Annotated in this window: 21 protein-coding genes and 1 tRNA gene; 7 read left to right on the plus strand and 15 right to left on the minus strand. The window is 40.7% G+C overall.

Annotated elements, in window-relative coordinates; all coding sequences use genetic code 11:
- The first annotated feature begins 131 nt into the window (after positions 1 to 131).
- The gene (purB, locus tag FKX85_RS01805; RefSeq protein WP_141613109.1) at positions 132 to 1,475 is read left to right on the plus strand and encodes an adenylosuccinate lyase; all 1,344 of its coding nucleotides are present in this window, start codon (positions 132 to 134) and stop codon (positions 1,473 to 1,475) included.
- Positions 1,476 to 2,175: 700 nt separating this feature from the next.
- On the opposite strand, the gene ctlX is transcribed toward purB, so the two are convergent.
- The 5 genes from ctlX to FKX85_RS01830 all read right to left on the minus strand — a co-directional run bounded on the left by ctlX (position 2,176) and on the right by FKX85_RS01830 (position 8,426).
- Positions 2,176 to 3,108, minus strand: a complete 933-nt coding sequence (gene ctlX, locus FKX85_RS01810; RefSeq protein ID WP_141613110.1) for a citrulline utilization hydrolase CtlX — start codon at positions 3,106 to 3,108, stop codon at positions 2,176 to 2,178.
- A 59-nt stretch (positions 3,109 to 3,167) separates the two neighbouring features.
- On the minus strand, positions 3,168 to 4,073 hold the full coding sequence (locus FKX85_RS01815; RefSeq protein WP_229239732.1) for a hypothetical protein: 906 nt from the start codon (positions 4,071 to 4,073) through the stop codon (positions 3,168 to 3,170).
- A gap of 433 nt (positions 4,074 to 4,506) precedes the next feature.
- Positions 4,507 to 7,035 carry an ATP-dependent Clp protease ATP-binding subunit gene (locus FKX85_RS01820; RefSeq protein WP_141613112.1) on the minus strand — a complete coding sequence of 843 codons (2,529 nt, stop codon included), beginning with the start codon at positions 7,033 to 7,035 and terminating at the stop codon, positions 4,507 to 4,509.
- An 82-nt stretch (positions 7,036 to 7,117) separates the two neighbouring features.
- Complete coding sequence (locus FKX85_RS01825) at positions 7,118 to 7,747, minus strand: WbqC family protein (protein WP_141613113.1); 630 nt, start codon at positions 7,745 to 7,747, stop codon at positions 7,118 to 7,120.
- A 49-nt stretch (positions 7,748 to 7,796) separates the two neighbouring features.
- Positions 7,797 to 8,426, minus strand: coding sequence for an L-threonylcarbamoyladenylate synthase (locus FKX85_RS01830; protein ID WP_141613114.1), 630 nt, complete (start codon positions 8,424 to 8,426; stop codon positions 7,797 to 7,799).
- A gap of 164 nt (positions 8,427 to 8,590) precedes the next feature.
- Here FKX85_RS01830 and mltG point away from each other — a divergent pair, with 164 nt between their 5' ends.
- The 4 genes from mltG to FKX85_RS01850 all read left to right on the plus strand — a co-directional run bounded on the left by mltG (position 8,591) and on the right by FKX85_RS01850 (position 11,218).
- Complete coding sequence (gene mltG, locus FKX85_RS01835) at positions 8,591 to 9,634, plus strand: endolytic transglycosylase MltG (RefSeq protein ID WP_141613115.1); 1,044 nt, start codon at positions 8,591 to 8,593, stop codon at positions 9,632 to 9,634.
- Between the two features lie 3 nt (positions 9,635 to 9,637).
- Positions 9,638 to 10,042 carry an acyl-CoA thioesterase gene (locus FKX85_RS01840; protein WP_141613116.1) on the plus strand — a complete coding sequence of 135 codons (405 nt, stop codon included), beginning with the start codon at positions 9,638 to 9,640 and terminating at the stop codon, positions 10,040 to 10,042.
- Positions 10,043 to 10,054: 12 nt separating this feature from the next.
- Positions 10,055 to 10,999, plus strand: coding sequence for a YihY/virulence factor BrkB family protein (locus tag FKX85_RS01845; protein WP_141613117.1), 945 nt, complete (start codon positions 10,055 to 10,057; stop codon positions 10,997 to 10,999).
- Positions 11,000 to 11,133: 134 nt separating this feature from the next.
- A tRNA-Ser gene (locus tag FKX85_RS01850) sits at positions 11,134 to 11,218 on the plus strand.
- Positions 11,219 to 11,351: 133 nt separating this feature from the next.
- Here FKX85_RS01850 and FKX85_RS01855 read toward each other — a convergent pair.
- The 7 genes from FKX85_RS01855 to FKX85_RS01885 form a co-directional block, all read right to left on the minus strand.
- Positions 11,352 to 12,278: an IS1595 family transposase gene (locus FKX85_RS01855; protein WP_141613118.1), complete on the minus strand. Its 927-nt coding sequence runs from the start codon at positions 12,276 to 12,278 to the stop codon at positions 11,352 to 11,354.
- Positions 12,279 to 12,367: 89 nt separating this feature from the next.
- Complete coding sequence (locus tag FKX85_RS01860; protein WP_141613119.1) at positions 12,368 to 13,678, minus strand: hypothetical protein; 1,311 nt, start codon at positions 13,676 to 13,678, stop codon at positions 12,368 to 12,370.
- A gap of 342 nt (positions 13,679 to 14,020) precedes the next feature.
- The gene (locus FKX85_RS01865; protein ID WP_141613120.1) at positions 14,021 to 15,232 is read right to left on the minus strand and encodes a GIY-YIG nuclease family protein; all 1,212 of its coding nucleotides are present in this window, start codon (positions 15,230 to 15,232) and stop codon (positions 14,021 to 14,023) included.
- Positions 15,225 to 17,276, minus strand: coding sequence for a DEAD/DEAH box helicase (locus FKX85_RS01870; protein WP_141613121.1), 2,052 nt, complete (start codon positions 17,274 to 17,276; stop codon positions 15,225 to 15,227). Before FKX85_RS01870 ends, FKX85_RS01865 begins: the two co-directional genes overlap by 8 nt.
- On the minus strand, positions 17,273 to 20,026 hold the full coding sequence (locus FKX85_RS01875) for a class I SAM-dependent DNA methyltransferase (protein ID WP_141613122.1): 2,754 nt from the start codon (positions 20,024 to 20,026) through the stop codon (positions 17,273 to 17,275). The genes FKX85_RS01870 and FKX85_RS01875 overlap by 4 nt, the downstream gene beginning before the upstream one ends.
- 338 nt (positions 20,027 to 20,364) lie before the next feature.
- Positions 20,365 to 20,667, minus strand: coding sequence for a hypothetical protein (locus FKX85_RS01880; protein ID WP_141613123.1), 303 nt, complete (start codon positions 20,665 to 20,667; stop codon positions 20,365 to 20,367).
- Positions 20,668 to 20,683: 16 nt separating this feature from the next.
- A complete protein-coding gene (locus FKX85_RS01885) occupies positions 20,684 to 21,070 on the minus strand; it encodes a helix-turn-helix domain-containing protein (protein WP_141613124.1) in 387 nt (128 codons plus the stop codon).
- 180 nt (positions 21,071 to 21,250) lie between these two features.
- On the opposite strand from FKX85_RS01885, the gene FKX85_RS01890 reads away from it, so the two are divergent.
- On the plus strand, positions 21,251 to 21,679 hold the full coding sequence (locus FKX85_RS01890) for a helix-turn-helix transcriptional regulator (RefSeq protein ID WP_141613125.1): 429 nt from the start codon (positions 21,251 to 21,253) through the stop codon (positions 21,677 to 21,679).
- Between the two features lie 101 nt (positions 21,680 to 21,780).
- Positions 21,781 to 22,428: a hypothetical protein gene (locus tag FKX85_RS01895; protein WP_141613126.1), complete on the plus strand. Its 648-nt coding sequence runs from the start codon at positions 21,781 to 21,783 to the stop codon at positions 22,426 to 22,428.
- 145 nt (positions 22,429 to 22,573) lie between these two features.
- Here the strand turns inward: FKX85_RS01895 and FKX85_RS01900 are convergent, their stop codons facing one another.
- The 3 genes from FKX85_RS01900 to mobC form a co-directional block, all read right to left on the minus strand.
- On the minus strand, positions 22,574 to 24,634 hold the full coding sequence (locus FKX85_RS01900) for a hypothetical protein (RefSeq protein ID WP_141613127.1): 2,061 nt from the start codon (positions 24,632 to 24,634) through the stop codon (positions 22,574 to 22,576).
- A gap of 126 nt (positions 24,635 to 24,760) precedes the next feature.
- Entirely contained in the window at positions 24,761 to 25,936 is a 1,176-nt protein-coding gene (locus FKX85_RS01905; protein ID WP_141613128.1) for a relaxase/mobilization nuclease domain-containing protein, read from the minus strand.
- Entirely contained in the window at positions 25,926 to 26,270 is a 345-nt protein-coding gene (gene mobC / locus FKX85_RS01910; RefSeq protein WP_141613129.1) for a plasmid mobilization relaxosome protein MobC, read from the minus strand. Before mobC ends, FKX85_RS01905 begins: the two co-directional genes overlap by 11 nt.
- Positions 26,271 to 26,368 lie beyond the last annotated feature (98 nt).

Below are 26,368 nucleotides of genomic sequence, written 5' to 3' on the forward strand. Positions count from 1 at the left end.
GAAAAAAGGCGTAAATCAGCTCTACTATTTACGCAAAACCATTACCACTTGAAATTACCTCCAAATTAAAGGGCTTTTAACCATTAAACATTTATTTTTGCATCGACATACAATTTCAAAACAGCATCACCATGAATCTAAATACGCTGACCGCAGTATCCTCAGTAGATGGAAGATACGGAAGCAAAACCGCTCCATTAAGGGCTTATTTTTCTGAATTTGCCCTGATCAAGTACCGGGTAAAAGTGGAAGTGGAATACTTTATTGCCCTTTGTGAACTGCCATTGCCACAACTAACAGGTATTTCAAAAGATCTTTTCCCGAAGCTACGTGCCATCGTAGACGATTTTTCGGAAGAAAATGCCGAGGCCATCAAGGAAATCGAAAAGACCACCAATCATGATGTAAAAGCCGTCGAATATTTCCTAAAGGAAGAATTTGACAAACTAGGGCTAGAGGCACAAAAAGAATTTATCCACTTTGGCCTGACTTCGCAGGACATCAACAATACCGCTACGCCACTGATGCTCAAGGATGGATTGGACCGGGTGATTCTGCCTGTCTTGGTAGAGGTCATCTCCAAACTCCATAGCCAAGTGGATGAGTGGAAAGATATCTCCATGCTGGCCAAGACCCATGGACAGCCTGCCTCTCCAACTCGCCTGGGCAAAGAATTTCAAGTATTCGTCACTCGCCTGGAAAACCAACTTTCGCTTCTTCAGCAAGTGCCCTATTCCGCCAAATTCGGTGGTGCCACTGGCAATATGAACGCACATAAAGTGGCCTATCCAAACCAAGAATGGAATGCCTTTGCCAATAATTTTGTAAGCAATCACCTTGGAATGGAGCGTAGCTTTCCTACTACCCAGATTGAGCATTATGACAACTTGGCAGCGGTATTTGATGGACTGAAACGGATCAATACCATACTGCTGGACCTTTCCAAGGATGTTTGGCAGTATGTCAGCATGAATTATTTCAAGCAAAAGATCAAAGCTGGTGAAGTCGGATCCTCGGCCATGCCCCATAAAGTCAATCCTATCGATTTTGAAAATGCAGAAGGCAATCTGGGCGTTGCCAACGCCTTATTGGAGCATTTGGCTGCCAAACTGCCCATTAGCCGCCTTCAGCGTGACCTGACGGACAGCACCGTATTACGTGTGATTGGAGTGCCTTTGGCGCATATGCTAATTTCGTTCGAATCGCTCAAAAAGGGACTGGGCAAACTGGAGCTTAACAAGGCAGCGATCGATGCAGACCTGGAAGACAACTGGGCAGTGGTGGCGGAGGCCATTCAGACAATACTCAGAAGGGAAGGCTATCCAAAACCATATGAAGCACTAAAAGACCTTACCCGCACCAACACCCGTATCACAGAACAATCCATCCAAGAATTTATCGAAACCCTGAATGTTTCCGATGATGTCAAGGCGGAACTGAAAGTAATCACACCGTTTAACTATACCGGAATTTAGGGTTGGCGATATCAACTTAAATGCCCAGCAAAACTGCTTCATAAGTAGAAATCCCGTCACTGTGAACCCTTCCGGTGCCAAACAGGGCGTAAGAGGGAATTTGCGAGAAGGAGCAGCATTTAGAAAATTCAGTCCCTTTGGGGTTGCTAAATCTAGCCGTGTTTCCATCGTCCAAGGATTGATCCTTGGACGATGAATGGTTAAAATTGACCTAATTTCCCGTTAACGAATCCTATTATCAGAAAAATCGCTTGTAGCCATCAAGGCTGAAAACCTTCCTACATTAACCCGAGGCAAGGACTTGGGGCATAAGCCAAAAACATTCCTCTAACGCAGGCTGAAGTTCAGTTCTTACATCTAGCCAACCTATATGCACGGGAATACCTTTAAACCCTGAGTCGATTTAGAAACCGTCCCCGATAGTATCGGAGCAGGCTATACTTCCTACCGATGACGTTATAACTGTTTTTAATCGAATTGTATAAACTCAGGTTAAAAACAATTTCCCTGATCCTTTTCGGTAAGTTGATATATTCCTAAAACCGCCGAAAGGGTTAATATGCACAACCAATGGTCAACTGTCCAACCCTTAAGGATCGGACAGTTGGGGCTGTTATTCATAAAACCATTAATTCTCCTTATGCTTGGTAAATGCATTTGCCCTGCTGAGGCTATGAGGAAACCTCACTTTTTATACAGTTTATTTCGGCAAGAAAACCTCAGCCATCATGCAGCGGATACTTCCACCACCGATTTTCTCGATCGTAGGAATTTTAGCGGTAATTACTTCTGTGTACTTTTTGATCACATGCCACTGTCCTCGCTTAAGACTGTCAAACGCCGTTTGGGACATAACGGTAAATTTCTTTCCATGTGGGCCCGTTAGCTCCAGCATATTTCCTGCAAAGGCAAACTTCTGTGGAATGGTAATGGGGACAATCTTTTTGCCAGAGGCCTCCAGGGATTCTTTTACCCGCTGTTTGACGGATTTCCCCACGATGCTGTCCAGACAGACCACTGCGAGCTGGCTGCCCACGTGCATCATGACATTGGTATGATAAATGGGAATCTTCTCTTTGGATTGAGAGTGGACTGCCCGAAAAGCCACAACTTGATAATCCATTAACCTTTCGAAGTAATGTAGCGGCTCCTGATGCGTCCGCTCTGAAAGACAGGCATAGGCAATTTTATGTTCCCGATCCAACACCATGCTGCCTGTACTTTCCAAAAACTGGTCCTCATCTTCAAAAAATGTAAAATCTACTAGTTCATTGACCTTAAAACCTTGGGCAGCCAGCAAATCCACCAAATCTTTCCTACGTTCTTTCCTTCTCACCGGAGAAAGCATGGGAAACAATAATAGACGGCCATCCTCATGTGTACTGAACCAGTTGTTTGGAAAAACGGCGTCAGGCTTTGCAGGATGTGGATTATCCTGCACCACGATCACCTGGATTCCCTTTTGCCGTAATAAGGCCACCACATCGTCAAACTCCTTTTCAGCTTCGGCTTGGATTTCGGCTACATCCCGAGCATCAGTCTGCTGGTAGCTATTGTCCTGGGCAGTCTCTGGATTAAAGCCAAAAGCCGCAGGACGGACCATTAATACGGTGGAAGTAGTCTGTACCGACATGATAAGCTTATTAATTTCTAACCTTCCGGCAAGTTACAAACTACCTTTCGCTAAGCCCGTTATTTTTTATAATATTGATAAAGGACTGGCTTGATACGAAAACGCTCTTCGCTGAGTGAAAAAAAACTGTGGCCATTTTTGGAAAATGCTATGGCCTCTCCTTGCGGCTCCGGTACGTATGGCAATTGTACCGGTTTTCTGGAAAGGGCCTCGGCGATGGACTCTCCTTCCTTCCGCGTCCAATAATAGATGACCCAATAATTTTTGATGATAATTTCTTTGCCATCGGGCGAGATATCGCCCGCTACGGACATGGTAATGGGGAGGTTCTGTAGTGGCTCCAATTCCACCTCCTCCTCATCGAGTTTATCAGCCGGTGCACGATAAAGTACATTACTGGAATCCCGCTTACTGACGATGTACACATCACCATTCCAGGGATCCACCATCAGCGTCTCGGCATCTCTGGCCCCATCTGGGTATTTCAGTTTGATCTTTTCTGGCTGCACATGCAGGTCTGTGCTATCCATGGCAGGTTCTTCAAACTTCAGCAGGCTGATAGATGGATATTCCCCATCATTATCACCGATCTCCCCGACATATACATAAGATTTCATGCCCCCAGCATCAGGGCCGACTGCAATGTCCTCCCAATCACGATTAAAGGTATTATCCAAGGTGATTTTCCCCGTCACATTTCCCGTAGAATCCAGTTTATAGACAGTGGGCTTTCCTCCGCTGTCATTGTGTGTATATAGAACATTTTCATGGATTCTGCTCACCGCTAGTCCACTGGCTTCTTTGAGCAACTTCCTATCCACTCCGCCCACTTCCTTACCACTGTAGTAGAGCGTATCCACCACCTGTGGATTGATCCTTACCTGATACTTGTTGTATATCTTTTCGGACAATAAATACGGCATCAGGGAAGCCAGAAAGGTAAGTTTCACTATAACTTGGAACATGAATTTCATAGCCCAAAACTAACAAAAAGGAGACCAAAACCACTCACTGTCAAGTCAATGGAATGTTAAATTATGTAAATGGCATCATGATGTACCTGAGACGGGTAAAAAGGTCAACAAATAAAACAAATCATGAAAAACTGATCACGAAATTGCCCGTCCCCCAGCCCTTGGGCCAAGCAATATTTCAGGGGGATGAGAAATTTCCAGGTGGTTTTGGCAAGCATATTTCTCTTTAATTTAGCAATAGGAATACGTGCTCCAACATAAAAAAATCAGCGTAAATCTTATTAATCAGCACCATCTGCGTGCTGTCGAAACCAACCCTAATTCCCCCAACTTTTTCGCTTGATCCTGAGTCTAGCTCTCCGAATAGACATAAAAAAAGTGGCCCAAGCTGGGCCACTTCATAAATAAAACCGTCTATTAAAATCTAATCTGCTTTTTCTTTCTTTTTGACTGCTATGTTTAGCTCATCACCCTTACCTGGATAATCGGCTTTGATCACATCACCCTCAGAAAGGTCCCCTTTGAGGATTTCTTCCGCAATGGCATCTTCCAGGTATTTCTGGATGGCCCTGTTTAGCGGCCTTGCACCATACTGCTGATCGTAGCCTTTCTCGGCCAAGAAATCTTTTGCCTTATCGCTCAATTCTATCTTATAACCGAGTTCCGTGATTCGGCTGAACAGTTTTTCAAGGGTAATATCGATAATTTTATGGATATGCTCCTTGCTAAGGGAATTAAACACCACAACATCATCCAATCTGTTCAAGAACTCAGGACTAAAGGCCTTTTTCAGGGCACTTTGGATGGTCGATTTCATTACTTCATCCATGTTCTCTTCCTTTGCTTTGGACGCAAATCCGATTCCTGCGCCAAAGTCTTTCAAGTCCCTCACACCGATATTTGACGTCATGATGATCACGGTATTTCTGAAATCCACTCTTCTACCAAGCCCATCAGTCAAAATACCGTCATCCAGTACTTGAAGCAATAGGTTAAAGACATCAGGGTGAGCTTTTTCGATCTCATCCAGCAATACGACAGAGTACGGCTTTCTTCTTACCTTTTCTGTCAGCTGACCGCCTTCTTCATACCCCACATAGCCCGGAGGCGCTCCCACCAATCGAGAAACACTGAATTTCTCCATGTATTCGGACATGTCAATCCTCACGAGTGAATCCTCTTTATCAAAGAGATATGTCGCCAGTGTTTTGGCGAGTTCTGTCTTACCCACCCCCGTAGGTCCTAGGAAAATAAAGGAACCGATCGGTTTTTTGGGGTCTTTCAATCCTACTCGGGTACGTTGAATGGCTTTGGTCAATTTCTTGATCGCATCACTCTGGCCAATCACCTTGTCTTGTAGCTCGCCGCCCATATTCAGCAATTTATTGCCTTCTTTTTGGGCTATTCGCTTGGCAGGGATTCCTGTCATCATAGCGATCACTTCGGCCACATTATCTTCTTCTACCGTATAGCGTTTGGTTTTACTTTCCTCTTCCCACTTAGCCTTTGCATTCTCCAGTTGTTCAAGGAGCTTTTTCTCCCTGTCCCTGAGCTGCGCAGCCTCTTCATATTTTTGGCTTTTCACCACACGGTTTTTCTCCACTTTGATATTTTCCACCTCTTCTTCCAGCTTCAGGATTTCATCAGGCACATGGATGTTATTGATGTGCACGCGGGCACCAGCTTCATCGAGGATATCGATGGCCTTGTCTGGCAGAAAGCGGTCAGAAATATAGCGGTCGGACAATTTCACACAGGCGTTGATCGCCTCAGGTGTGTAGTTCACATTATGGTGATCTTCGTATTTGTCCTTGATGTTATTCAGGATCTGTATCGTTTCTTCCGGAGTGGTGGCATCCACCATTACCATCTGGAACCTTCTGGCCAGGGCACCATCTTTCTCTATATACTGACGGTACTCGTCCAAGGTAGTGGCGCCGATACATTGAATTTCTCCCCGGGCAAGTGCAGGCTTAAACATATTGGAGGCATCCAGTGATCCGCTGGCCCCGCCTGCTCCTACGATAGTGTGCAGCTCATCGATGAAAAGGATGACATTTGGAGATTTTTCCAATTCGTTCATTACGGCTTTCATCCGCTCCTCAAACTGACCACGGTACTTCGTACCGGCTACCAAAGAAGCCAAATCAAGCGTCACCACGCGTTTGTTAAACAGCACACGGGAAACTTTCTTCTGAACAATCCTCAGTGCCAGCCCTTCTGCGATGGCGGTCTTACCTACTCCTGGCTCACCGATCAGGATAGGGTTGTTTTTCTTTCTTCTGGAAAGAATCTGTGCCACACGCTCGATTTCTTTTTCCCTACCGATAATCGGGTCAAGCTTATCATCTTCAGCCATCCGGGTAAGGTCCCTGCCAAAATTATCCAAGACAGGTGTCCTGGACTTTTCGGTAGCGCCTTTACTTCCTCCACCGGAGGAGCCACCGGAACTGCCAAAGAGCTTGCTGCTTTCCTCGTCGGTATCATCTGCCTCAGCTCCAGAGCGGGGCGTTTGATCTGTTTGGAATTCCAGCATTTCCTTCACAGTATCGTAAGTCGTATCGAATTTATGCAAAATCTGGGTAGCGATGTTATCCTCATCCCGAAGGATGGACAGCAGCAGATGCTCTGTTCCGATAAGTTGGCTTTTGAATATTTTAGCTTCCAAATAAGTAATTTTCAGTACTTTTTCAGATTGCCTGGTCAGCGGAATATTGGCCAAGTTTTTCACGTTGTGATTGGCCGTTCCTTTTACAGCACGCTCCACGGAATTGCGGAGCTCATCCAAAGGCACTCCTAATTTCTTCAATATGGAAACAGCGACACCTTCCCCTTCACGGATCATGCCCAGCAAGAGGTGTTCGGTTCCTATATAATCGTGACCCAAGCGCAAAGCTTCTTCACGACTTAGAGAAATCACCTCTTTGACTCTATTTGAAAATTTTGCTTCCATTTAGTTCCTTTCTGAATTGTAAATAATTCTCTATATAATTTTACCGAATTTGTTTTAAAAACACAATCCTTTTACAGATTGTTCATTTCTTTTTTTTTGATTGTGAGATTATTTCATTGGCCACCGGCCCCTCACAAAACAACAAATCGATAACGCTCAAGTTAGGTACAAAGTCCAAGCCAAAGAGCTGACCGTATGGCTTCGGCTCATAAATATTTCTTTGCTCAAATGGCTCCTTTGCCACAATTGTTCTCCTCAGGTCCTCATAGGAAGAATAATCTTCCTCTTTGGCCCCTATGGATACCTTGGTTTTTACCTTCATTAATTTCAGACAAAGTGTCAGCAATTCAAAGTTTAAATCGTACAAATTGTCAATATTTTTATCATAGATAGCTTCATAGTATGGAAAGAAATATTCAAAGAAAGGTGCTTTACCATAAGCACTGCGGATGCCGCGAAGGTGAATATTTTTCCATTTTTGCTTATAATCTATTTTTATCTCTCGGTATTTCACCTTCTTATTGCCCCCGATCACCGGGATACTAAGGCCCTCCACTTTATTGGCCAACCGGATATGCGCCCGGTTTCGGTAGGTCTGCTTTTGGTAACGGTCATCCCCTTCCAGTATGAGCTGATCAGCTCCTTGGATAGCCACAAAGAACTCTATCGGGGGCAGGTAAAATAAATCCGCACAAATCACTTTCTTTTCCATGCCCAAAAATAGTCAAAACTTTGTGCTATTTCCGTTTCCTGGCTCCTACCTAGAGCATCTCTTCCAAATCGCCCTGGCCCTGTCTGAGGATCTCTATCTCCTCACCTGTACAATCGACGACTGTAGAGGCCACGTTATTTCCGTAGCCACCATCGATGACTACGTCTACGAGATCCTTGTATTTTTCGTAGATCAATTCCGGATCAGTACTATACTCCAGTACATCATCTTCATCTCGAATGGAAGTGGTTACAATGGGTTGACCAAGTTCTTTAACCAATATACGTGGAATACTATGGTCGGGGATGCGTATTCCCACGGTTTTCTTTTTGCTATGCAGCAATTTCGGCACCTTGTTATTGGCATCCAAAATAAAGGTAAAAGGCCCCGGAAGGGCTTTTTTCATCACCTTAAACACCGGTGTACTGACCACCCTGGTGTATTCGGAAATATTGCTGAGATCATAGCAGATAAAGGAGAAATTCTGCTTTTGAGGCTTCACTCCCTTGATCAGGCAAATCTTTTCTATGGCCTTCTGATTATAAATATCACACCCAATCCCATAAATGGTATCGGTGGGATAGATCACCACACCACCCTGCCGAAGCACCTCCACTACTCGGTTTACTTCGCGCGGATTGGGGTTTTCAGGATAGATTTTTATAAATGAAGCTGCCATAAAATAATTATTGATTTAGAGAGCATGTATGTCAATGTATCAAATTTAGCACCAAACCACTAACACTTTTTACTAGTTGCGTACATTTGTGTATGAATAAGTATCTTCACTCATATCATTTCCCTATTTTTGTGCCTAGATAGGAAATGCCTCGATAAATTACCATGATCACAAAAAAGAATCAAAAGTATTATATGATAGCAATGATCGCTATATCAGTTTTGATTAGCTCATTTGCCTTTTATTTTTATCAAGTCTTCTTCAGTCCAAACACCCTTACGGAATCAGATGTTCCCGCCGAGCTGAAAATCCCCAGCAATGCTACCTTCCAGCAGGTTTCCGATAGCCTTACCGAAAACAACATTATCACCGATGTGATTTCCTTCAGCTTCGTAGCCAAAATGCTGAAATATCAGGAAAATGTCAAACCTGGCCGTTACATCATTCCCCCAAAATTATCCAACAGGGAATTAGTCGCGCTTCTCCGTTCAGGAAGACAAACCCCTATTGATCTCACTTTTAACAATATAAGGACCCAAGAAGACCTGTCAGAAAAAATTTCCAAGAACCTGGAAATCTCGCAAGATCAATTTCTTGCCCTGCTACAGGACAGTGTTTATATCCGTAAATTCGACTTTGACGAGGAGACAATCATGAGCATGTTCATCCCCAATACCTACGAGGTGTATTGGAACACCAGTCCAGAACAGCTCTTTGACCGGATGTATCGGGAGTACAATAAGTTTTGGACCAAGCCAAGATCAGCCAAAGCCGATTCCCTGGGCATGACCAGAACAGAGGTCTCCACACTGGCCTCTATCGTCCAGGCCGAAACTGCCAAAAAGGATGAACGCCCAAAAATAGCAGGCGTTTACATCAACCGGCTGGAACGCAATATTCCGCTACAAGCTGATCCCACCTTGGTCTTTGCCCTTGGGGATTTCAGCATCAAAAGGGTCCTGAACGTCCATAAGCAAATAGACAGTCCCTATAACACCTACTTGCACACGGGACTGCCTCCGGGGCCAATCAACCTGCCGGACATCTCCTCACTGGATGCTGTGCTCGATTACAATCAGCACAATTACCTTTATTTCTGCGCTAAAGAGGACTTTTCGGGTTATCATGTTTTTTCGACCAATCTACGTGACCACCTGATCCAAGCGAGGAAATACCAAAATGCACTGAACCAAGCGAACGTATATTAGCCTATGTTTACCGCCACCTCCCAAATAAGGGTACGCTATGCCGAAACCGACCAAATGGGGTATGTCTACTACGGCAATTACGCCATGTATTTTGAAGTGGCCAGGGTGGAATCCCTCCGGCAGGTGGGTTTTTCGTACAAAGACATGGAAGACCAAGGTGTCATGATGCCCGTACTGGAGAACTATAGCAAATACCTTAAACCGGGAAGATATGACGAGCTTCTGACGGTCAAAACCACCATCAAAGAAATGCCCGGGATCAAGATCAGGTTTGATTATGAAATATTCAATGAGGTCAACGAGTTGATTCATAAGGGACATACCTTACTGACATTCCTGAAAAAAGACGACCACCGACCATGCAGACCTCCAGCGGATTTAGTAGATTTATTGAAAGCTTACTTTTAGCCTGAAGCACGAATGGTCAAAAAACGAGTGCACGACATATTGCAAAGACTGGACAGGTATGCCCAAAAGCTAAGGCGGATCCACCTCAAAAACCCAGACCAAAATCTATATGATGTAGGCAAGATTTTTATCCACCAGGTCCAGAAAGACGAAATCGATGACCGTGCCAGTGCCGTAGCCTTCAATTTCACCATAGCCCTCTTTCCGCTGACGCTGTTTTTGCTGAACATGCTGCCCTTTGTAGAGATTTTCTTTCCGGAAGTCACTCCTGAAAACATCCTTCTTTTTGTAAAAGAAATACTGCCCGCCCCGCTTTATGAAGGCACGGAAGCCACTGTACAGGATATCATCAGCAGGCCACGACAGGGCATGCTGTCCTTTGGCTTCTTTATGGCACTCTACCTGTCCACCAATGGCATTGTCTCCCTGATCAGTGCATTCAATGCCTGCTACAGGACCAAGGAAAACAGGGGATTCGTCCAGACCCGGCTGATCGCGGTGATGATCATTGTATTTTTGGTACTGAACCTTTGTGCTGCTGTCCTGGTAATGATTTTTGGCAACAAAGCATTAGACTTGCTGACCGACTACGGGGTGGTCTCAAGCAGCAGTTATATCCTTTATTTACTGGTGGCATCGCTGCGGTTCTTTGTGCTGCTATTCCTCTTTATGCTGGCCACCTCGTTCATCTTCCACTTTGCTCCAGCGGTGCATGACAGGTTTCATTTTTTTTCCGCCGGATCAGTGACGGCAGGATTGCTGATTACTTTTGGGTTTTACCTGTTTTCGTTTTACCTAAACAATTTCGCTTCCTATAACAAGCTCTATGGCTCCATCGGCACGATGATCGCGCTGATGCTATGGATCCTGATCACTTCATTTATCATCCTAGGCTGTTTTGAGATTAATGTAAGCCTGACGAAAGCAGTAAAGAAGAAATATACCTCCAAAATTTAGTCGCCACCTAACCAGTAAGTTATATTTAAGCAGGAATCTTAATTCCCAAAAGCATTGTAAAAATCACATAAAGTAGTACCTTTGCAAACCGTAAGACAAACACAAATGTCCTACAAACATAACGCATTAGACCCAGAGGAGTGGCAGAGTGGTCGATTGCGGCGGTCTTGAAAACCGTTGTACCGCGAGGTACCGGGGGTTCGAATCCCTCCTCCTCTGCACAAACAAACCCTAACTCGCTTAAAGGCAATGAGTTAGGGTTTTTCTTTTTAATTTAGTAGCGATTTTAGTAGCGATTTCAAAATAGTACAGGATCAATTATTAATTCTACTAGACTCATTTCTTTATATGACTATTCGGTATGTTGCACGTAAGGGTAAATTGCAGCAACAACAAGTCGATTAAACAACTTATCCCAAAAATATCTTCTGTTCAGTTTGTAAACAAACTCACCAAGGTAATTTTGAAGGTACTTCTCCGAAACCATATGATAAATTCCCAGCAGGTTCTTTTTTAAGTTACTGATGGCGGTATGTACCCAATTTAGGTCTCCATTGGCGGAATCTTCTGAAGATTTCACCTTGATATGATCTCCTACAAGGCTCTCCAAGTTGACATAAGCCTGGTTCTTATCGGTGAATAGTACCGTCTCCTTACCAATGGCTTCTTCCACTAATTGCTCAACGGTTTCAGCGGTCACGTTCTTGAGTACCTGCATTTTAAAGAAACCACAATGCCTGCTTGTTTTGCCGGTATCAAGATCTTCCAATGGGGTGGATTCTGCCGCAACTGCAACGATGGCCTGCCGCTGGCTGCCTTTGCCCCGCTTCAAATGCTTCTTAAACGCCTTGGAAGTGGCTGTCTCCACATAAGCCTCATCGTATTCCACCATCCCTTTTAACATATAGATACCATCCCTTTTGCCCATGACAGACCTGATTTTATGCATAAGGTTAAAGGCTGTTTCATACCTGCTCAGCCCCAGCTGTCTTTGAAACTCCAGACAGGAAAAGCCTTTCTTGGTAGCAGACATCAACAGAAAGGCTGTGAACCAGGTGTGGAGCGAAAGATTACTGCACTCCATTACCGTACCTGCTTTAAGGGAGGTCCTTCTTCTGCACTTGCTGCATTCGAAGAATTTACGGCCACTAAACCAATAGTGCTTGCTAAAGGCACAACATGTTTTACAGTAGATACCTGTTCTTTCACGATAGAATTTCAAGAAGTGCTCACAACTTTCCTCGTCCGGGAAATGGTTGATAAAATCAATGATGTTCATGGCTTATAAATTTTACCTCAAGAAACATCATCTAAGGGGCTTTATAGATTAATTGACACTACCTGTCTTAGAATATTTCCCTACGTGTACTATTCCGAAGAGTCATATTTCTTTAAACGCTCCTCTCCTTCTCCAAAATGGATGGGCTTAAGTATTCTATTCCGATAGAGGCCTTTATAATTTAAAATATTTAATAAAGAGAACTCTATCAACCAGATTCCAAACTGATTTGCCTCATATTTTACTTCACAAGGCATTTCGAGTAATTTCTTCCTTTTGTCAACTTGAGAATGAATTATTCCATTTCTAATAGAAACAAAAAGATCAATTTCATCTTGAATCTCATGACTTCCTTCTATGTACGATTTAATATTTTCTAGCTTATGATTTATCTTTCTAAGATCGATAAATTGAGATAATAACAATCTTATCTTATTTGCTGCAGACATATTTTCAGCGTCCCTTCCAGATATAATCTTTCTTTTCTCAATAATTAGCCAATTATATATAAGCTCCAAAGCTGTCTGAGTCATAATGATAGAATTTTCCATATGGCTCGGAGCAGCATTAGCCTCTAAATACCAGTGAATTGCTAAGGTTAAAAAGCTCCTATCTTCTTCACTTGAGAATAGGTTATAAAAATTATTCCATAATCCACTTACCCCCTCCGTTGAAATATTAGAGGGCCATGAAAAAGAGAATTGGTAATGATCATTTATATAATTGGAATAGTCCGTCCAAATAATCTCATCTTCATGCACTCCGTTAATGAACAAAGGAGAACATCTTCTTCCATTCAAAAAACTAAAAAAATTATGAAGCGTATCGAGTAATTGTTTTAAGTTTTTATGATCAAATCTTCCATTCTTAAATACTATTTCACCAGCATACAAGAAAATATACCCACCTTTCTTCTTTAAGGAATCTCTTAACTCTTTAAAGCCAGGTATTTTATCAATAGTTATGGTAAAATCCTCATTAATAAGAGTAATTCTACTATTACTAAAAGCTAGGGAACCAGAGGGCTTTTTAACTTTAACTCCTTGGCCATTAAAGTCTCTTAAATTAGGGATTGAAAAAGACAACTTCGAAACTTGAATTGACCTATCCCCCTTAACAACTTGCTTAGATGATCTCCCTTCTACTTTAGTAATATCTGATTCAGACAAATTGGTTATAAACACTGAAGAAAAAACAACCATATCAATTAAAATCAGATATTTAGCCTTAATATCTATTAAACCTGCGCCCTTTAACAAAACCCCATTAAACTTCACCCCTATTTCTGGAAACCAATTAAAATAGATTTCTCCATCTAACTGATATTTAGTTTGTTCATTTTCGTTTGAAAGATCAAATCTCCCTGTAAAAATTGAGTACACTTGATTTGGTTCTTCCATTAATACAGTAGGCTTCAAAGCAAATGGAATATCGTGCTATATTTCATTATTTTGATTTTTCATATAAAATTAGATTATTCACACCTTGTAAAGCAATATTAAACAACAACATACTTTATTTATTGTAATTTTCAAAAGTTTATTCGTGCCCATTTCCTCTTATATTATTAAGCTTTATTTTAGGAGATCTACCATCCTCAAGTAGGTTTCTTATTTTATGGGTTATTTTAAATGAAATAGCTTAAGGTAATATTCCATTTAATTTATGATCTGAAATAATGGTGCGAAACACCTTATTACTAATAAAAAGATGTAAAAATCACGCCTAAAGTTTTTCCCTGATTATCTTTTTTCCAGCTTTGCAAAAGTTGGATCATAGTAATATTCGCTAATCGTTCCCTCCTTTATTTTCTCTACCATCTCATCAATGATAAATACAGGAACGAGAAACCATTCTCTTGCTTTGACTGGTTTTCCAAAACGATCTATAATCTCAATATCAAGTCTAGCTGAGTTAAAAAACTTATGAATTAGGTTCTCAAGCTTTCCTCGATTAATGTTGGCCAATTTATAGGTGGCAACAATTTCAACATTAGCCAGAAGGAATGTCGGGTCATTTTTTGCATTGACTATTCGCTTCTCCACTTCTCCCCCCGTCACCCCTATCTTATGAACGATATTCCTACTTTCTTTAATAGTGGGATGGTTTGACTGACTCCTTAGAACGTAAATCGTCCCACTTTCTTGATCATCAGCACTGTTTTCTCCTGAAAATAACGGTCCAGAATTGCTATCTGATATGTATCTACTTGTTTCATCCTTATACATGGCTCTAATAAGCGACCTCCACAGAATGTTACTTTCTGTGCCATTGGCGTATATTACTCTTAACCGTGCATCATCTTCACCATTAGGTGCTTTGAAAATTCCCCCAAACTCTGCTATAAGGGCTATTTGACCACCAACGATAATGAATTGTGATTTTTTGAGTGTGGTCTTAGTAAAACCTGCGTCTTTTCTAAAGCGAATCGTTGACCTCAACCCATTGTCGATATCTTTTTTTACAGCTTTAAATAATGGTTTGAATTCGTCAAAATCTTTACAATGTGTACGATTAGCAATTTCTTCTGCAGCCCTCTTTTCAGCTCTAGTTTTGACGTGTTTCAAATTTGTTATTGAGTTCTCCTCATTCTCATCCACACCAAGTTGAGCTAACAATTCATCATCATCTAAATATTCAGGAATTTCACTGTCTTCTTTAGCATCAGCACTTAAAAGGTTTTGGTAGTCTAAATCCTTCAGAAGGTTCCTACATTCGTCCTGTTTGCGGATTTGATCAAGCCTTACCGCATAGAGACGTTCAAAAATATCTTTATTCTCACCATGTTCTGGTATGCGCTCATGATCCTCTACAAACTTCTGAATTTCTTCAAATCTCGCAATAATCCGCTCCTCACGAAGCGTATGTTTGATTGGCTTTTTGACCTCAACCTCTATACCTAGTTCTGCCAACAAAGCATCATCTTCTACGGTAAGTTTCCTTTTCTTAGCCATTAGCTTCTTCAGATTTTAATCTAGCAAGATAGGCAATTCCTTGTGCCATACGTTGCTCCCACGGATCAGCAGATTTGATGTCAGGCAATCTACCTCTTTCTTTTTTAAACTTCAATGCGCGTTTCGCCAACTCTCTAGCATCATCCAAAGAAAGGTTCGGATTTCGGGCAGCTATAACTTCTGCCATGGCTTTGAGACTTTGTTCCGTCATAGCTTTTGACAAGATCGAATACGCTTCACTGAACGGGTTAATGCTGTCTATCCAATCAACATCCAGCTCACGTACATCCATGGCAAATTTACGAACTCCATCAATAAGAGCAGTACTTCCTCTTGCCTGTAATTCAGGATCATTATTTAGCACTTCTTTGGCCTTTTGCGTCAAATTTAGTGTAGCTATGGCATGTTGACGTACAGCTTCTTGATCTTCCACATCCAGCTCTGGATATCTATCTTTAATAATTTTGCCCATCCGGATTTGTGTCAATTCTTCGGGAACGGTTTCTTCATCAAATAAGCCTCTTTCTATTGTCTGCCTATCCTGAGCAAAAGCCGCAATTACTTCATTCAAATCCTGTTGACAAATGCGCTGTGCATCTTCACTTTTTGGTTCAGTCAGTCCTTTAATTTCAATTTGGTATTGACCATTTTCCTCATTTACACCAATATTACATCGTTCTGGATCGTATCCAGTTTCTCCATAGTAATAGTTAGGATCTGGTTCATTTTCTAACCTTTTAGGAACAAAGTTGAATTTCGGTGCAAGCACTTGCTCCATCAATAAACTAGCAGAAATTGCTTTAAGTGTATCATTAATTGCATCTGTAACTGCGTCTTCCGAGGCATCTGGTTCTGCAATTAAGTTAGTGAACCGTGAATGTGTCTTACCTGGTGCGTCTCGTGTGGCTCGCCCAATGATTTGTACGATCTCTGTTAAGCTGGAACGATACCCCACTGTAAGTGCATGCTCACACCATATCCAGTCAAACCCTTCCTTTGCCATTCCAAGAGCTATGATAATATCTACGTGATCACGGTTACTTTTGGCTTCCGTAAGTTTTAAGGCGGCAGAAACCTTGTTTCTTTTGGTTTGATCATCATCAACCAAATCAGCAATTTTTAATATTTTTCCATCAGTTGTTTGGATCAAATGAAAACCAGTATCAGGATCAACACCCTGCCACTCTCCTAACTCATGCATAATATGGTTCACCTCTTTGATTTTATCCCCCATACTTTCTCTTGAGTTAACATTGGGAATATGAATGATTGTCTTTTCATTCGCATCAAGGACATTCAGAATATCCTCCGCATAGGCTCCACTATAAAAAAAATAACCAATGTTAAGAGTCTTTAGGTATTCATAACCATTGAGCTGTTCATAATAGGTATAAGTAACGGTATCGAACTTGGCTTCATCCTCTGGCATCAAAACAGGGTTAGCATCTCCTCGAAAGTATGAACCTGTCATGGCTACAATATGTACCTTATCTCTCGCAACAAACTGTTTCAACTGTGACCCAAGTACATTGTCTTCTTCAGCACTCACATGATGAAATTCATCAATAGCAATCAAGCAATCATCAAATACTTCAACTCCATAGCGTTCTACAGAAAAACGGAAGGTAGAATGTGTGCATACCAATATTGGATCTTCACTTTCAAGAAATGATTTTACAGAATTGACCTTACTACCATCCTCTCCAAGAGAGTTACACAGATTCCACTTAGACTTCATCTCCCAGTCGTAGTAAAAACCATACTTCGTAAGTGGCTCATTAGAAAAACTTGACCCAATGGATTTTTCAGGCACTGCCACAATGGCCTTCTTGATACCTTGGTTGTTGAGCTTATCCAAAGCGATAAACATAAGCGCTCTACTCTTACCAGAGGCTGGTGGTGACTTGATCAGAAGATACTGTTCCCCTCGCTTTTCATAGGCTCTTTCTTGCATCGCCCGCATACCCAATTCATTCGATTTGGTAGAGCTGCCTGTACTCTTATAATTAACGGTGACGGAGGGTACGGTTTTATTGTGGTTCATGCGGTTTTCTTTTTGGCGGTCATTTTAGTATACAGTTCGAAAAGCTTTTCAAGGCGTTCAGTATCATTCTTAAATCGCCTGCCTATGTATACACGCTCCAACACTTCATCATTGCGTTCATGAGCCTGGCGTAAATCTTCAGGCATTTTATCAGCATCATATAAATCCGCTATTGTGGCTGGGAAATGTCTTTCTCGTGCCATCAGGATTTCTTCTGCGCAGGATGTTAAATCTTCCTTGTTTTTTTGAGTAAGTGATGGCAAAGGAAATGTATTCCATCCAAGAGTATTAGAGTATCGAAAATCAGTTTTCAATTTGCCACATACTGTAGCTATCCATACAATGTGAAGCCTTGAAACTACTATTGATAGACTCCATAATGGAGCATCATACAAGGCAAATGCTGCATTGGAAACAATACTTTTATTTGGTAGGGGAAGAGAGGGTAAATAATACCGATTCTCTGAACTTACGCTTGGAATAATGAAGACTTTCTCACTGCCAGTTTGTCGCTTTTCGTCAAAGCGGTGAGGCCAAGCTGCTCCTTGTTGAGTACGAACCTTTGTGCTTGATTTTCTAAATTTCTTGATTTCTTCAAATCTATTTTCTAGAATACGATGATCATATGCTTCTTCTTTTTTATCGTCATTTATCCATATACAATACCTTATAATACCCCGTATTGCTTCTGATGAGCCAAAAAATGGTCTAATGAAATCATCGGGAATGCCTTCCTTTTTCAAGACGTTTGCCTCATGTGCATCTAATGACAAGTAACCACCATCTACTGGTTTACTTCCAAAATCCATTGGCGGAATATTTGACATTGGATGTGAAACTTTTTCGACCAAGATATTCTTTGCTGCAACTAGATATGGATTAATGTTTTCTGATTTTTTTTCTATGATTTCACCTTCATCGTTTAAAGAAAATAAACGTCGAATTTTAGGCGCCTTATTAGAAAAACCAACTATAACCACAGTCACTCCTGCATTGTAGCTAGCCAGATTAGCCCATTTAAAGGATGTGTGGGCAAACGAAATTTCATGACCTGTTTTAAGAATTAGGGGCCAAAGAATTGGGACCTGTTGACCTTGACATATTGAATTTGTGGAAACAAAAGCTGAAGCTGAATTTGTATGCTTCCCGAACTCAGCCGCCTTCATGAACCAACCCGCAACATAATCTAAAGATTTCCATGCTTTCGTCAAGTTCTTAAATATGGATTGAAGGTCAGCTTTTTGCTCGTTCGATTGCCATGTAGACCCTAAGTAGGGTGGATTACCGCATATATACGTTTCACCTCCTTCATTTTCAAAATCAATCTCTGCCTGATCCATTGGGGTACTAAATAAGTCTTCCCTAAAAAGCTTCACCGCTGTACCAGTTGGACGACATATAGAAAGCCAGTTTAGCTGAAGTGCATTACCACATGTAATCCAGTTTTCAGCATTTAGCGGGAGGAATTCAGCAAGAGCTAGTTTTTGTCCTCGGTATATAACGTTACATTGATATTCTGCAATGATAAGCGCCAGTCTGGCAATTTCTGCCGAAAAATCCCTCAACTCAATGCCTCTGAAATTGGTGAGAGGAATCTCAGTTAAACGGTCAGCCTCCCCTCTCTTTTTATTAATCTCATGTTCAATTTCGCGTAATTGTTTGTAAGCAATTGTAAGAAAGTTACCTGAACCACAAGCAGGATCAAACACCCGAATACGAGATATGCGTTTCCTGAGGTTGAGCAATTTTCGAGGGTTATCACCAGCTTCCTCCAATTGGGCTCTGAGGTCATCAAGGAATAGAGGGTTCAGAACTTTCAAGATGTTAGGCCGTGAGGTATAGTGCATTCCCAAGGCTCCGCGCTCATCTTCATCAGCCACAGCCTGAATCATTGATCCAAATATATCAGGGTTTATTTTCTTCCAATCGAGATTCCCGACATGTAGCAAATAAGACCTCGCAATCTTCGTAAACTTGGGTGTTTCTGTAGATCCGGAAAACAAATCGCCATTTACATAAGGAAACTTATTTGCCCAGTTTTTTACATTTTGATCAGCACGTTCAGCCTGTTTTATATCCATCGCTCGGAAGATCTCGCCAATAATCTCATGAGTATCCGAGGCATCACTGGCGCTCATTTGTTGCACCGTAGTGGTAAAAAGACCATCTCCACCAAATATATCCGTATCCTCAGCGAAAAAGCAGAAAATTAGGCGGGCAAGAAAGTGATTCATATCATGGCGCCGCTCTGCTGTTGCCCATTCTGGATTATGCCGAAGAAGTTCAATATACAGCTTATTCAAACGGCTTGTGGCCTTAATATCAAAGGCATTTTCACGAATTTGTTTGACCGTGCTGATTCCTGCCAGTGGTAGAAAAAAGCCAAAGTGGTCATGGAAACTATGAAATTCACATGCGACGGTTTCTCCACTATTCAAATCTTCAGCCTGAAACTCCTTTCCGTCTGTAGCTAGAATGAACTTGGCTTTGGCCTTGGTTGTGGCCGAGCTTTCCTTTAGACGTTTAAGAGTTTCTATAACCGTACCTTCATCACAAACCGCTATATGAATATTGTTGTGCTGAAGCACCCCTCCTTTAATATCAGATTTGTTATTATTACCTGTTTTGAGGCGCTTTATAGTCGTTGGCTTATTGCCAAAAGCTTCCAGAAATAAATACGGAAATTCAACCGGATCAAAATCTTGTTCCGAGAGTAATGATATGGCCTCTTCAATTTCTACTGCATTCATTCCTTGTGATATCTCTTAATATAAATCTGCAAAGGTAAATTTTTATTTAAAATTCGTTTTTAAAAGTAAAAAATAAAAGCCAAAATCATATGGCTAAATTCAATTGCGCCCTTCCTTTTTGGTGTTTTAACAAAATTATCCTCCTACACAATCCTCTTAATATACATCGAATATTTGTTAACTCTCTTTGGAATTATTGGGGCTTTTAACAAAAAAGAGTAATAAAAGAAAAACCACAGTGTTAAATGCCACTTGCTTGATTTATAAGCAAACTTATTTTTGTTTAAATCAACTCAACCGAACGGTTACAGCGTTAAATTCAAAAAAAATAATCACTTCTAAACAACATCCAGCGGTCTTAACCCCTCATAACACTCCTCGGCCAAGTACCACAGTTCTTCACCTAAACTGGAAATAGGATAATCAAGGCATCTATCCATATAGCCCATATAAGTATCTAAAAAATCATTCTCGAAATGCTCTGGAACTTCCATCAGCCTCTTGACCAAATCCATAATGCCTAGATGATGGCGATGGCCAGCATCCAGGTCTAAATTATCCAATCCCTGAATCAGCTGGTTATGCTTAAGGTCTTGGCGGATCAATTCTATGATAAGCTCGTCTTTTTGAATATTGATCATATTGCTCTTGTTAAGTTTAAACAATAGCCTCCTTTATCAGGCTTTTTAAGACATCATTGCTGTTTTTGAGTTCTTGAAGTATCTCGATTAAGGAGTCAAACTGGTTGCTCTCCATTTGAATTTTCCTTTTTTCGAGTTCATATAAATACTCGATCAGTTGCCCCGGCTTAATGGTCAAAATATGAATGGGATCAACCTGCACATAATCAGCATATTTTTTAATAAGCTCCACGGTGATTTTGGTTTCTCCACGTTCATATTTGGTATAGGTGGCTTCGCTGATTCCTAAATGGAAGGCTAGCTCCATGGCCTTAAGGCTCCTCAGTCTTCTAAAGACCATCATATTTTGTCCTATCGACTGATTATCGAGGAGAGCTTCTTTGAATTGGCTTGGATCACTCATATCTACATAGTTTAGGAAAGGATCATTGCTATAATACAAATTCCTCAAACCGCCTTTTCTAAACTATTCCTTCAGGAATAATATATTCCTAGATTCTTGTATCCACCATTTATAAAAACCATTTCCCAAATTCCATCAATTTCCTTAACTTGTGTTTTAGTTTTTCAGCAATCAGGACGTATGACTAATTCAGCAGCAAGAAATATCCATCAAGGACGAAACATCAAACGCTTTAGGGAAATGCTCGGCATCAAACAAGATGCGTTGGCCCACGAAATGGGAGAGGATTGGTCCCAAAAGAAAATTTCCTTATTGGAACAAAAAGAAAGCATTGAAGAAAGTATATTAAAACAGGTAGCAGAAATCCTACAAATTCCAGTTGAGGCCATCCAGAATTTTGACGAGGAACAGGCGGTGAATATTATTTCGAATACAGTCAACAATAGTGATCATGCTACTGGAAACTCGCTCTATAGCTATTACCCAACCTTTAATCCGATTGATAAAATCGTTCAGTTGTATGATGAAAAGATCGAATTATATGAAAGGATGTTGAAGGAAAAAGATGAGATGGTAGCGAGGTTGGAGCAATTAATAAACAACAAGTAACAGCTAACCTACCGGCATGGAATAAATTATTCTTCTGGCGAATTTTCTACCCTATTGAAATGGATGAAATTATTACCATGTTTCATCTAAACTTTTAAGCTATGCTAGTGATCAATAACTTCAATACAGGAAATAACAGCCGGACCATTATTGCGGATCAGGTCTTTACCTCGGATGAGGAAACTTATATCCCCACACTCCTTTCCAAATCAGAGAAAGAAGATTTACCAGCGTTCTTTACACATTTTTTTACCCAGCAATATGCCTTACCAGAAGCTAGGGCAGCTCTAGGTGCCTTGTCCATCAAAATAATCCATGGGGGACTGGTCACTTATTGGGAATCTGTAAGCCACGCATTTAGTTTTAAGCAGGATTTCGCCAAGCTGATTGAAGCAGCCTTTCTGATTTCACAGGAAAACCACCCACAGTTGAAAGTGAAAGCTATCTCCAAATCCAATCTTGTCCCCAAAGCCATTTTGAAAAAGAGCAGAAAGCTATCCCATATCCTGCCATATTTACCTTATTCTACTGATCCAAAAGACTCCCTAGATCCACTCCTCAACCTAAAGATGCTTTTTATCGACCCCAAACCTAAAAAGTTGCTATCTGTCTTAAATGACTGGATCCTGTGTACTCTGGGAGACTTAAACCCCTCCTATGAACTTAAAAGTGATCATTATTTTTACGATATGGTATTTAACCTGATCCTGGATGCTTGTCACTTGGTTTATGTTCGTGAGAATATTTAATGTTGTGCTCACTTCCGTTTTAATCAAATAAGATAAGTAAGTCATGAGTTATACGAACAATACAGTACTTTATGATATCGTAAGCAACCACTATAATAATTGACATGAAAAAAATCTAACGATTTATCTCATAAAGACTTCAAAGTCAGCTCCAGAATAAAAACAAAGGTGTGCTTTCCGTTATCTCAACAGCTGGTAAATCTGAATCAAACCATTTTGACCTACATGAGTGTATATAGCTTTCCTTTGAATCTGAACAAACGCATTTATCCACGGAATAGCCGTAACTGATTATTAAACCGTTGTCAAAATATTTTTGAAGATCTATATTTTCAACCTCAAATATCAAATTTTCATTTTCATTTTCATCTAGTTTGAATTCATAGTCAAATTCCAAAAGAGTCCTTTTGGCATAAATAACACCATCTTTCTGAAGTATATTATCCATTATTGGGGTATCTCTTCTTTCATATCCTCCAACATATTTTTTTTGCTTTTCAAGCCAGTCAACTACAGTTTCTCTCTTGGTTGGTAATACAAAATTCCCTTTGAACCACTTAACTATCTCATTAATACTACCATAAATCCCAAATTGAATTATCACTTCATCAATTACTAATCCCAGATTAATTGCAATATTGAGATCAATTTCTTTCTCTATCATTCCATCAAACAATAATTGTACTGCTCTTAGCGTTTCGAGAAATAGCTTTTCGGATTGAATACCATTATGCATTATTAGTGGTATATTCCAATAACCGTCGTTTGTTTTAATAAGTAAGACATCATCAGGAATTTCTAAATCACCGCCAATTCTTTGAAGAGCTTTTCTTATTTCAATAGTAAAGAAATCAATACATTTGAATTCTCTCTCCTTTGATGCTATAATATCATATGTATGGATATACCTACCTTTCCTTAAATCCTTTGGTAGTGTAAAATGGGATAGTTGAAACCTTAAACCATCTTCCTTTTTAATTTCATAAGGAACTAATTTTTGACGTAAAGATAAAGTCAAGTCATAGGGAGCCTTTAACATCTCTAGCTCCTCCGACTTTCCAAAATATTCATAAATTAAGGGGTTATCCCTAAGAAAGAGAGTTACCATTAGTTTCCAGTCTGCAATTCCAAGATTACCATTTATCTTAAAAAGCTTAGTATAACCGGCTTTCTTTCCATAGACATTAATTGGCGTATCAATCCTACCAAGCATATCTTGAGTTGAGTAACTCCTAATTGCCCCATCAAAATGGACCAAAGAAGAATCTACTTTATCATAAATAGTATGTACATATCTACAATTATAAATTTCCTTATCCGAACGTGATTCTTCATTTTTTATTTCTTCCATTTGAAATGAAAATCTTCTTTTCTCCTTATCCCACTCCCATAAAAACTCACTCCCACTGATATCATAAATATCCTGCTCATCTCTATTAATTATATGTTTAGAAACTCCCTCTTTAATCGACTTAATTTCATCATTGTATTTTGGCCCCCATTGATAATCTAATTCTGCATACTCTGTAAAAGAGGGTGAATACCCCACCATATCTTCATCAATTCTTAAATAAACTTCTAGCTCTCCCGAATAATAATATTCAATTAATTTATTTAAAAATATTACGTTCAAAGTATTTTGGATGGATTCAGATCTTCTAAAATACTTGTGGGCAACAATGACAAAATCCGTTTTTAAATTTTTAAAGACTCCATTCCCCAAGTATTCAAAATCTTTGAATATCCTACCTAAAGGCACTAAGCCATCTCTATCTTTCTTTTGGAACAAATCTGGAAATATTTGTTTTACAACTCCCCTTTTTATTGCATAGGCACAGGCTTGATAGAAAACCTTATAATCATTAACATATTTATCTTCAAGAATCTTCTTAAATGGCTCCAAGTATTGCTTAGTTGATTCTACCTGCCTATTCCTCTTAAAAGCCTGGTTATTTTGAATTATTATATTTTTATCATATTGTGTTTCAGGAACAAAATGTAATACCAATAATCTTGATAGACCAGGTTCAAGATATAGCCCAAATGTTTTTCCCCACCCTAAAAGTTTATGCTGATCGTGATTAAAAAGGAGAGGGATTCCATCCTTAAAATTATCAAAAAGTGAATGGTATAATGCTCCGATTGTCATACAGCTTCCATACCTGTTTACTGTGTCCGTTGAAATTGTAAAAATTGAGGTTTTCATTTTCTAATTTATTTTCTGTATATATCACATATGCTTAGATCTGATTTAAAGGTAAAAAATCAAATAATCATTTATTAAATAAACATCCTTTACTCGCTACTATTTGTAATAGTTTCATTAGATTATCTAAATCTTCTTTCCTCTTTTCCGCTTCTTCTTTCTCTTTTTAGGTGTTTCTCCTACCTCCCCAGCAGTAGGAGCAGGCCTAAGCAACAGGTCAAGAATATTAATGGCACTGCCAATAACTTGATCACCAAGGTCAATTTCTTTTCGATCTTTTGGTGCTGCTCCTGCTGGTGTTGAAGCTGTATTTTGACCGATTCCAGTTTGGAATTCATTTTCACCCCGCATTGATAATTGGTCTCGATCTGTTCGTTCTGTCTGTCCAGCTTTCTGCTGATGTGCAGGAGACTGTCCTGCATCTTCGGAATGTAGCCCATGAACTCGAGTTGTTTTTTGACCATTTCCTGATAACCCTCCCGGGTATTTTGATGTTGTTCTTGTGTTTGCCTGGCCAATTGCTTGGCGATCTCTAGCTTGCTCATAGTGTAGTATATTTGCGATGTTCTTCCATTTGAATTGGTTGCCCAAGGATTGCCCTTTGGCCTTGAAGCCATCATAGCAGTAGGCCACTCCTGATACCCTGCCGGTACTGGCCTGGTTGAACAGTAGATTGGCGCCAGCTGCCTCGACTTGTAGGATAAAGTCTTCCATGGTATTGGTCTGGTTCAAGGCCTCTCCTACTATTTGTTGGAGCACCATTTTCTTGGAGGGTTTTCCGGTCCTCATCACCATTTCGATTTCATCCTTATTGGGTGCCTTGACTTTGGCTTCCTTGCTGCTTTTTACTTGTTGAAGCCCATATTTCTTTTCCAGTTTCCGTACCAGGCTTTCACTCTTTCGATAGTTGTTGCTGTCAGAAACCACCGATCCATCAAACCGGTTTCTCAGTGCCAACAAGTGGCAGTGGGGATGGTCGGCATCATGATGCCTGAAAATAACATAGGCATTGTCATCGAAGCCCATGCCTTTCAGGTACTCACCCGCAATGGACATCATTTTTGCATTTGATATTTTTTCCTCCTTGGCAAAGCTTAGACTGACGTGGTAGGTGTTCCGTTTTAGCCGGGGATTCATACTCTTCATCAACTCCACTTCTTTCTGTACCATTTCCCTGTCCAGGCTACTAAAGTTTGTTTCCAGGATCTCCGCTCTTTTTGACTGCTCCCGGACAAACATCTTTTTGATATTGTAATCCAATGCTCCCATAAAGTTTTTTCCGATGGACTGTTTAGCGATCATGGAGCAGCAGTTTGATGATTTGATCCAGTTTTGTAGAAAGGGCATCAATGGCCTTCATCCTATCTGCAGACACCTCAAATTTTGAATTGAGGTGTCTTGCAATCTGGTTGATATTGTTGCCAATTCTTTTGAGCTCCACATAGGCCTGCCTGTCCACTTTGGCTACCTTTGCCTTGGGCAACCTGCTTTTGAATACGCAGGACCTGACCACGTCCGCGGCCGGCATCGCTGCCACTTCGCATAAACTTCCCAACAACCTCACCTCCTCTTCGGTCATGCGGAAAGTAAACTTTATATTCCTCTTCTGATCTTCGGGTTTCTTTGGTCTTCCCATGAGTGAAATGAACGGAGTGAATTTCAACCTGAGCGAAGCGAAGCAAGCCGTTTTGGTAAGACCAAAACATGGCTTGCTTCGCTTCGACTTATAAAACG

It is taken from the genome of Echinicola soli (genome assembly GCF_006575665.1).
GTDB lineage: Bacteria > Bacteroidota > Bacteroidia > Cytophagales > Cyclobacteriaceae > Echinicola > Echinicola soli.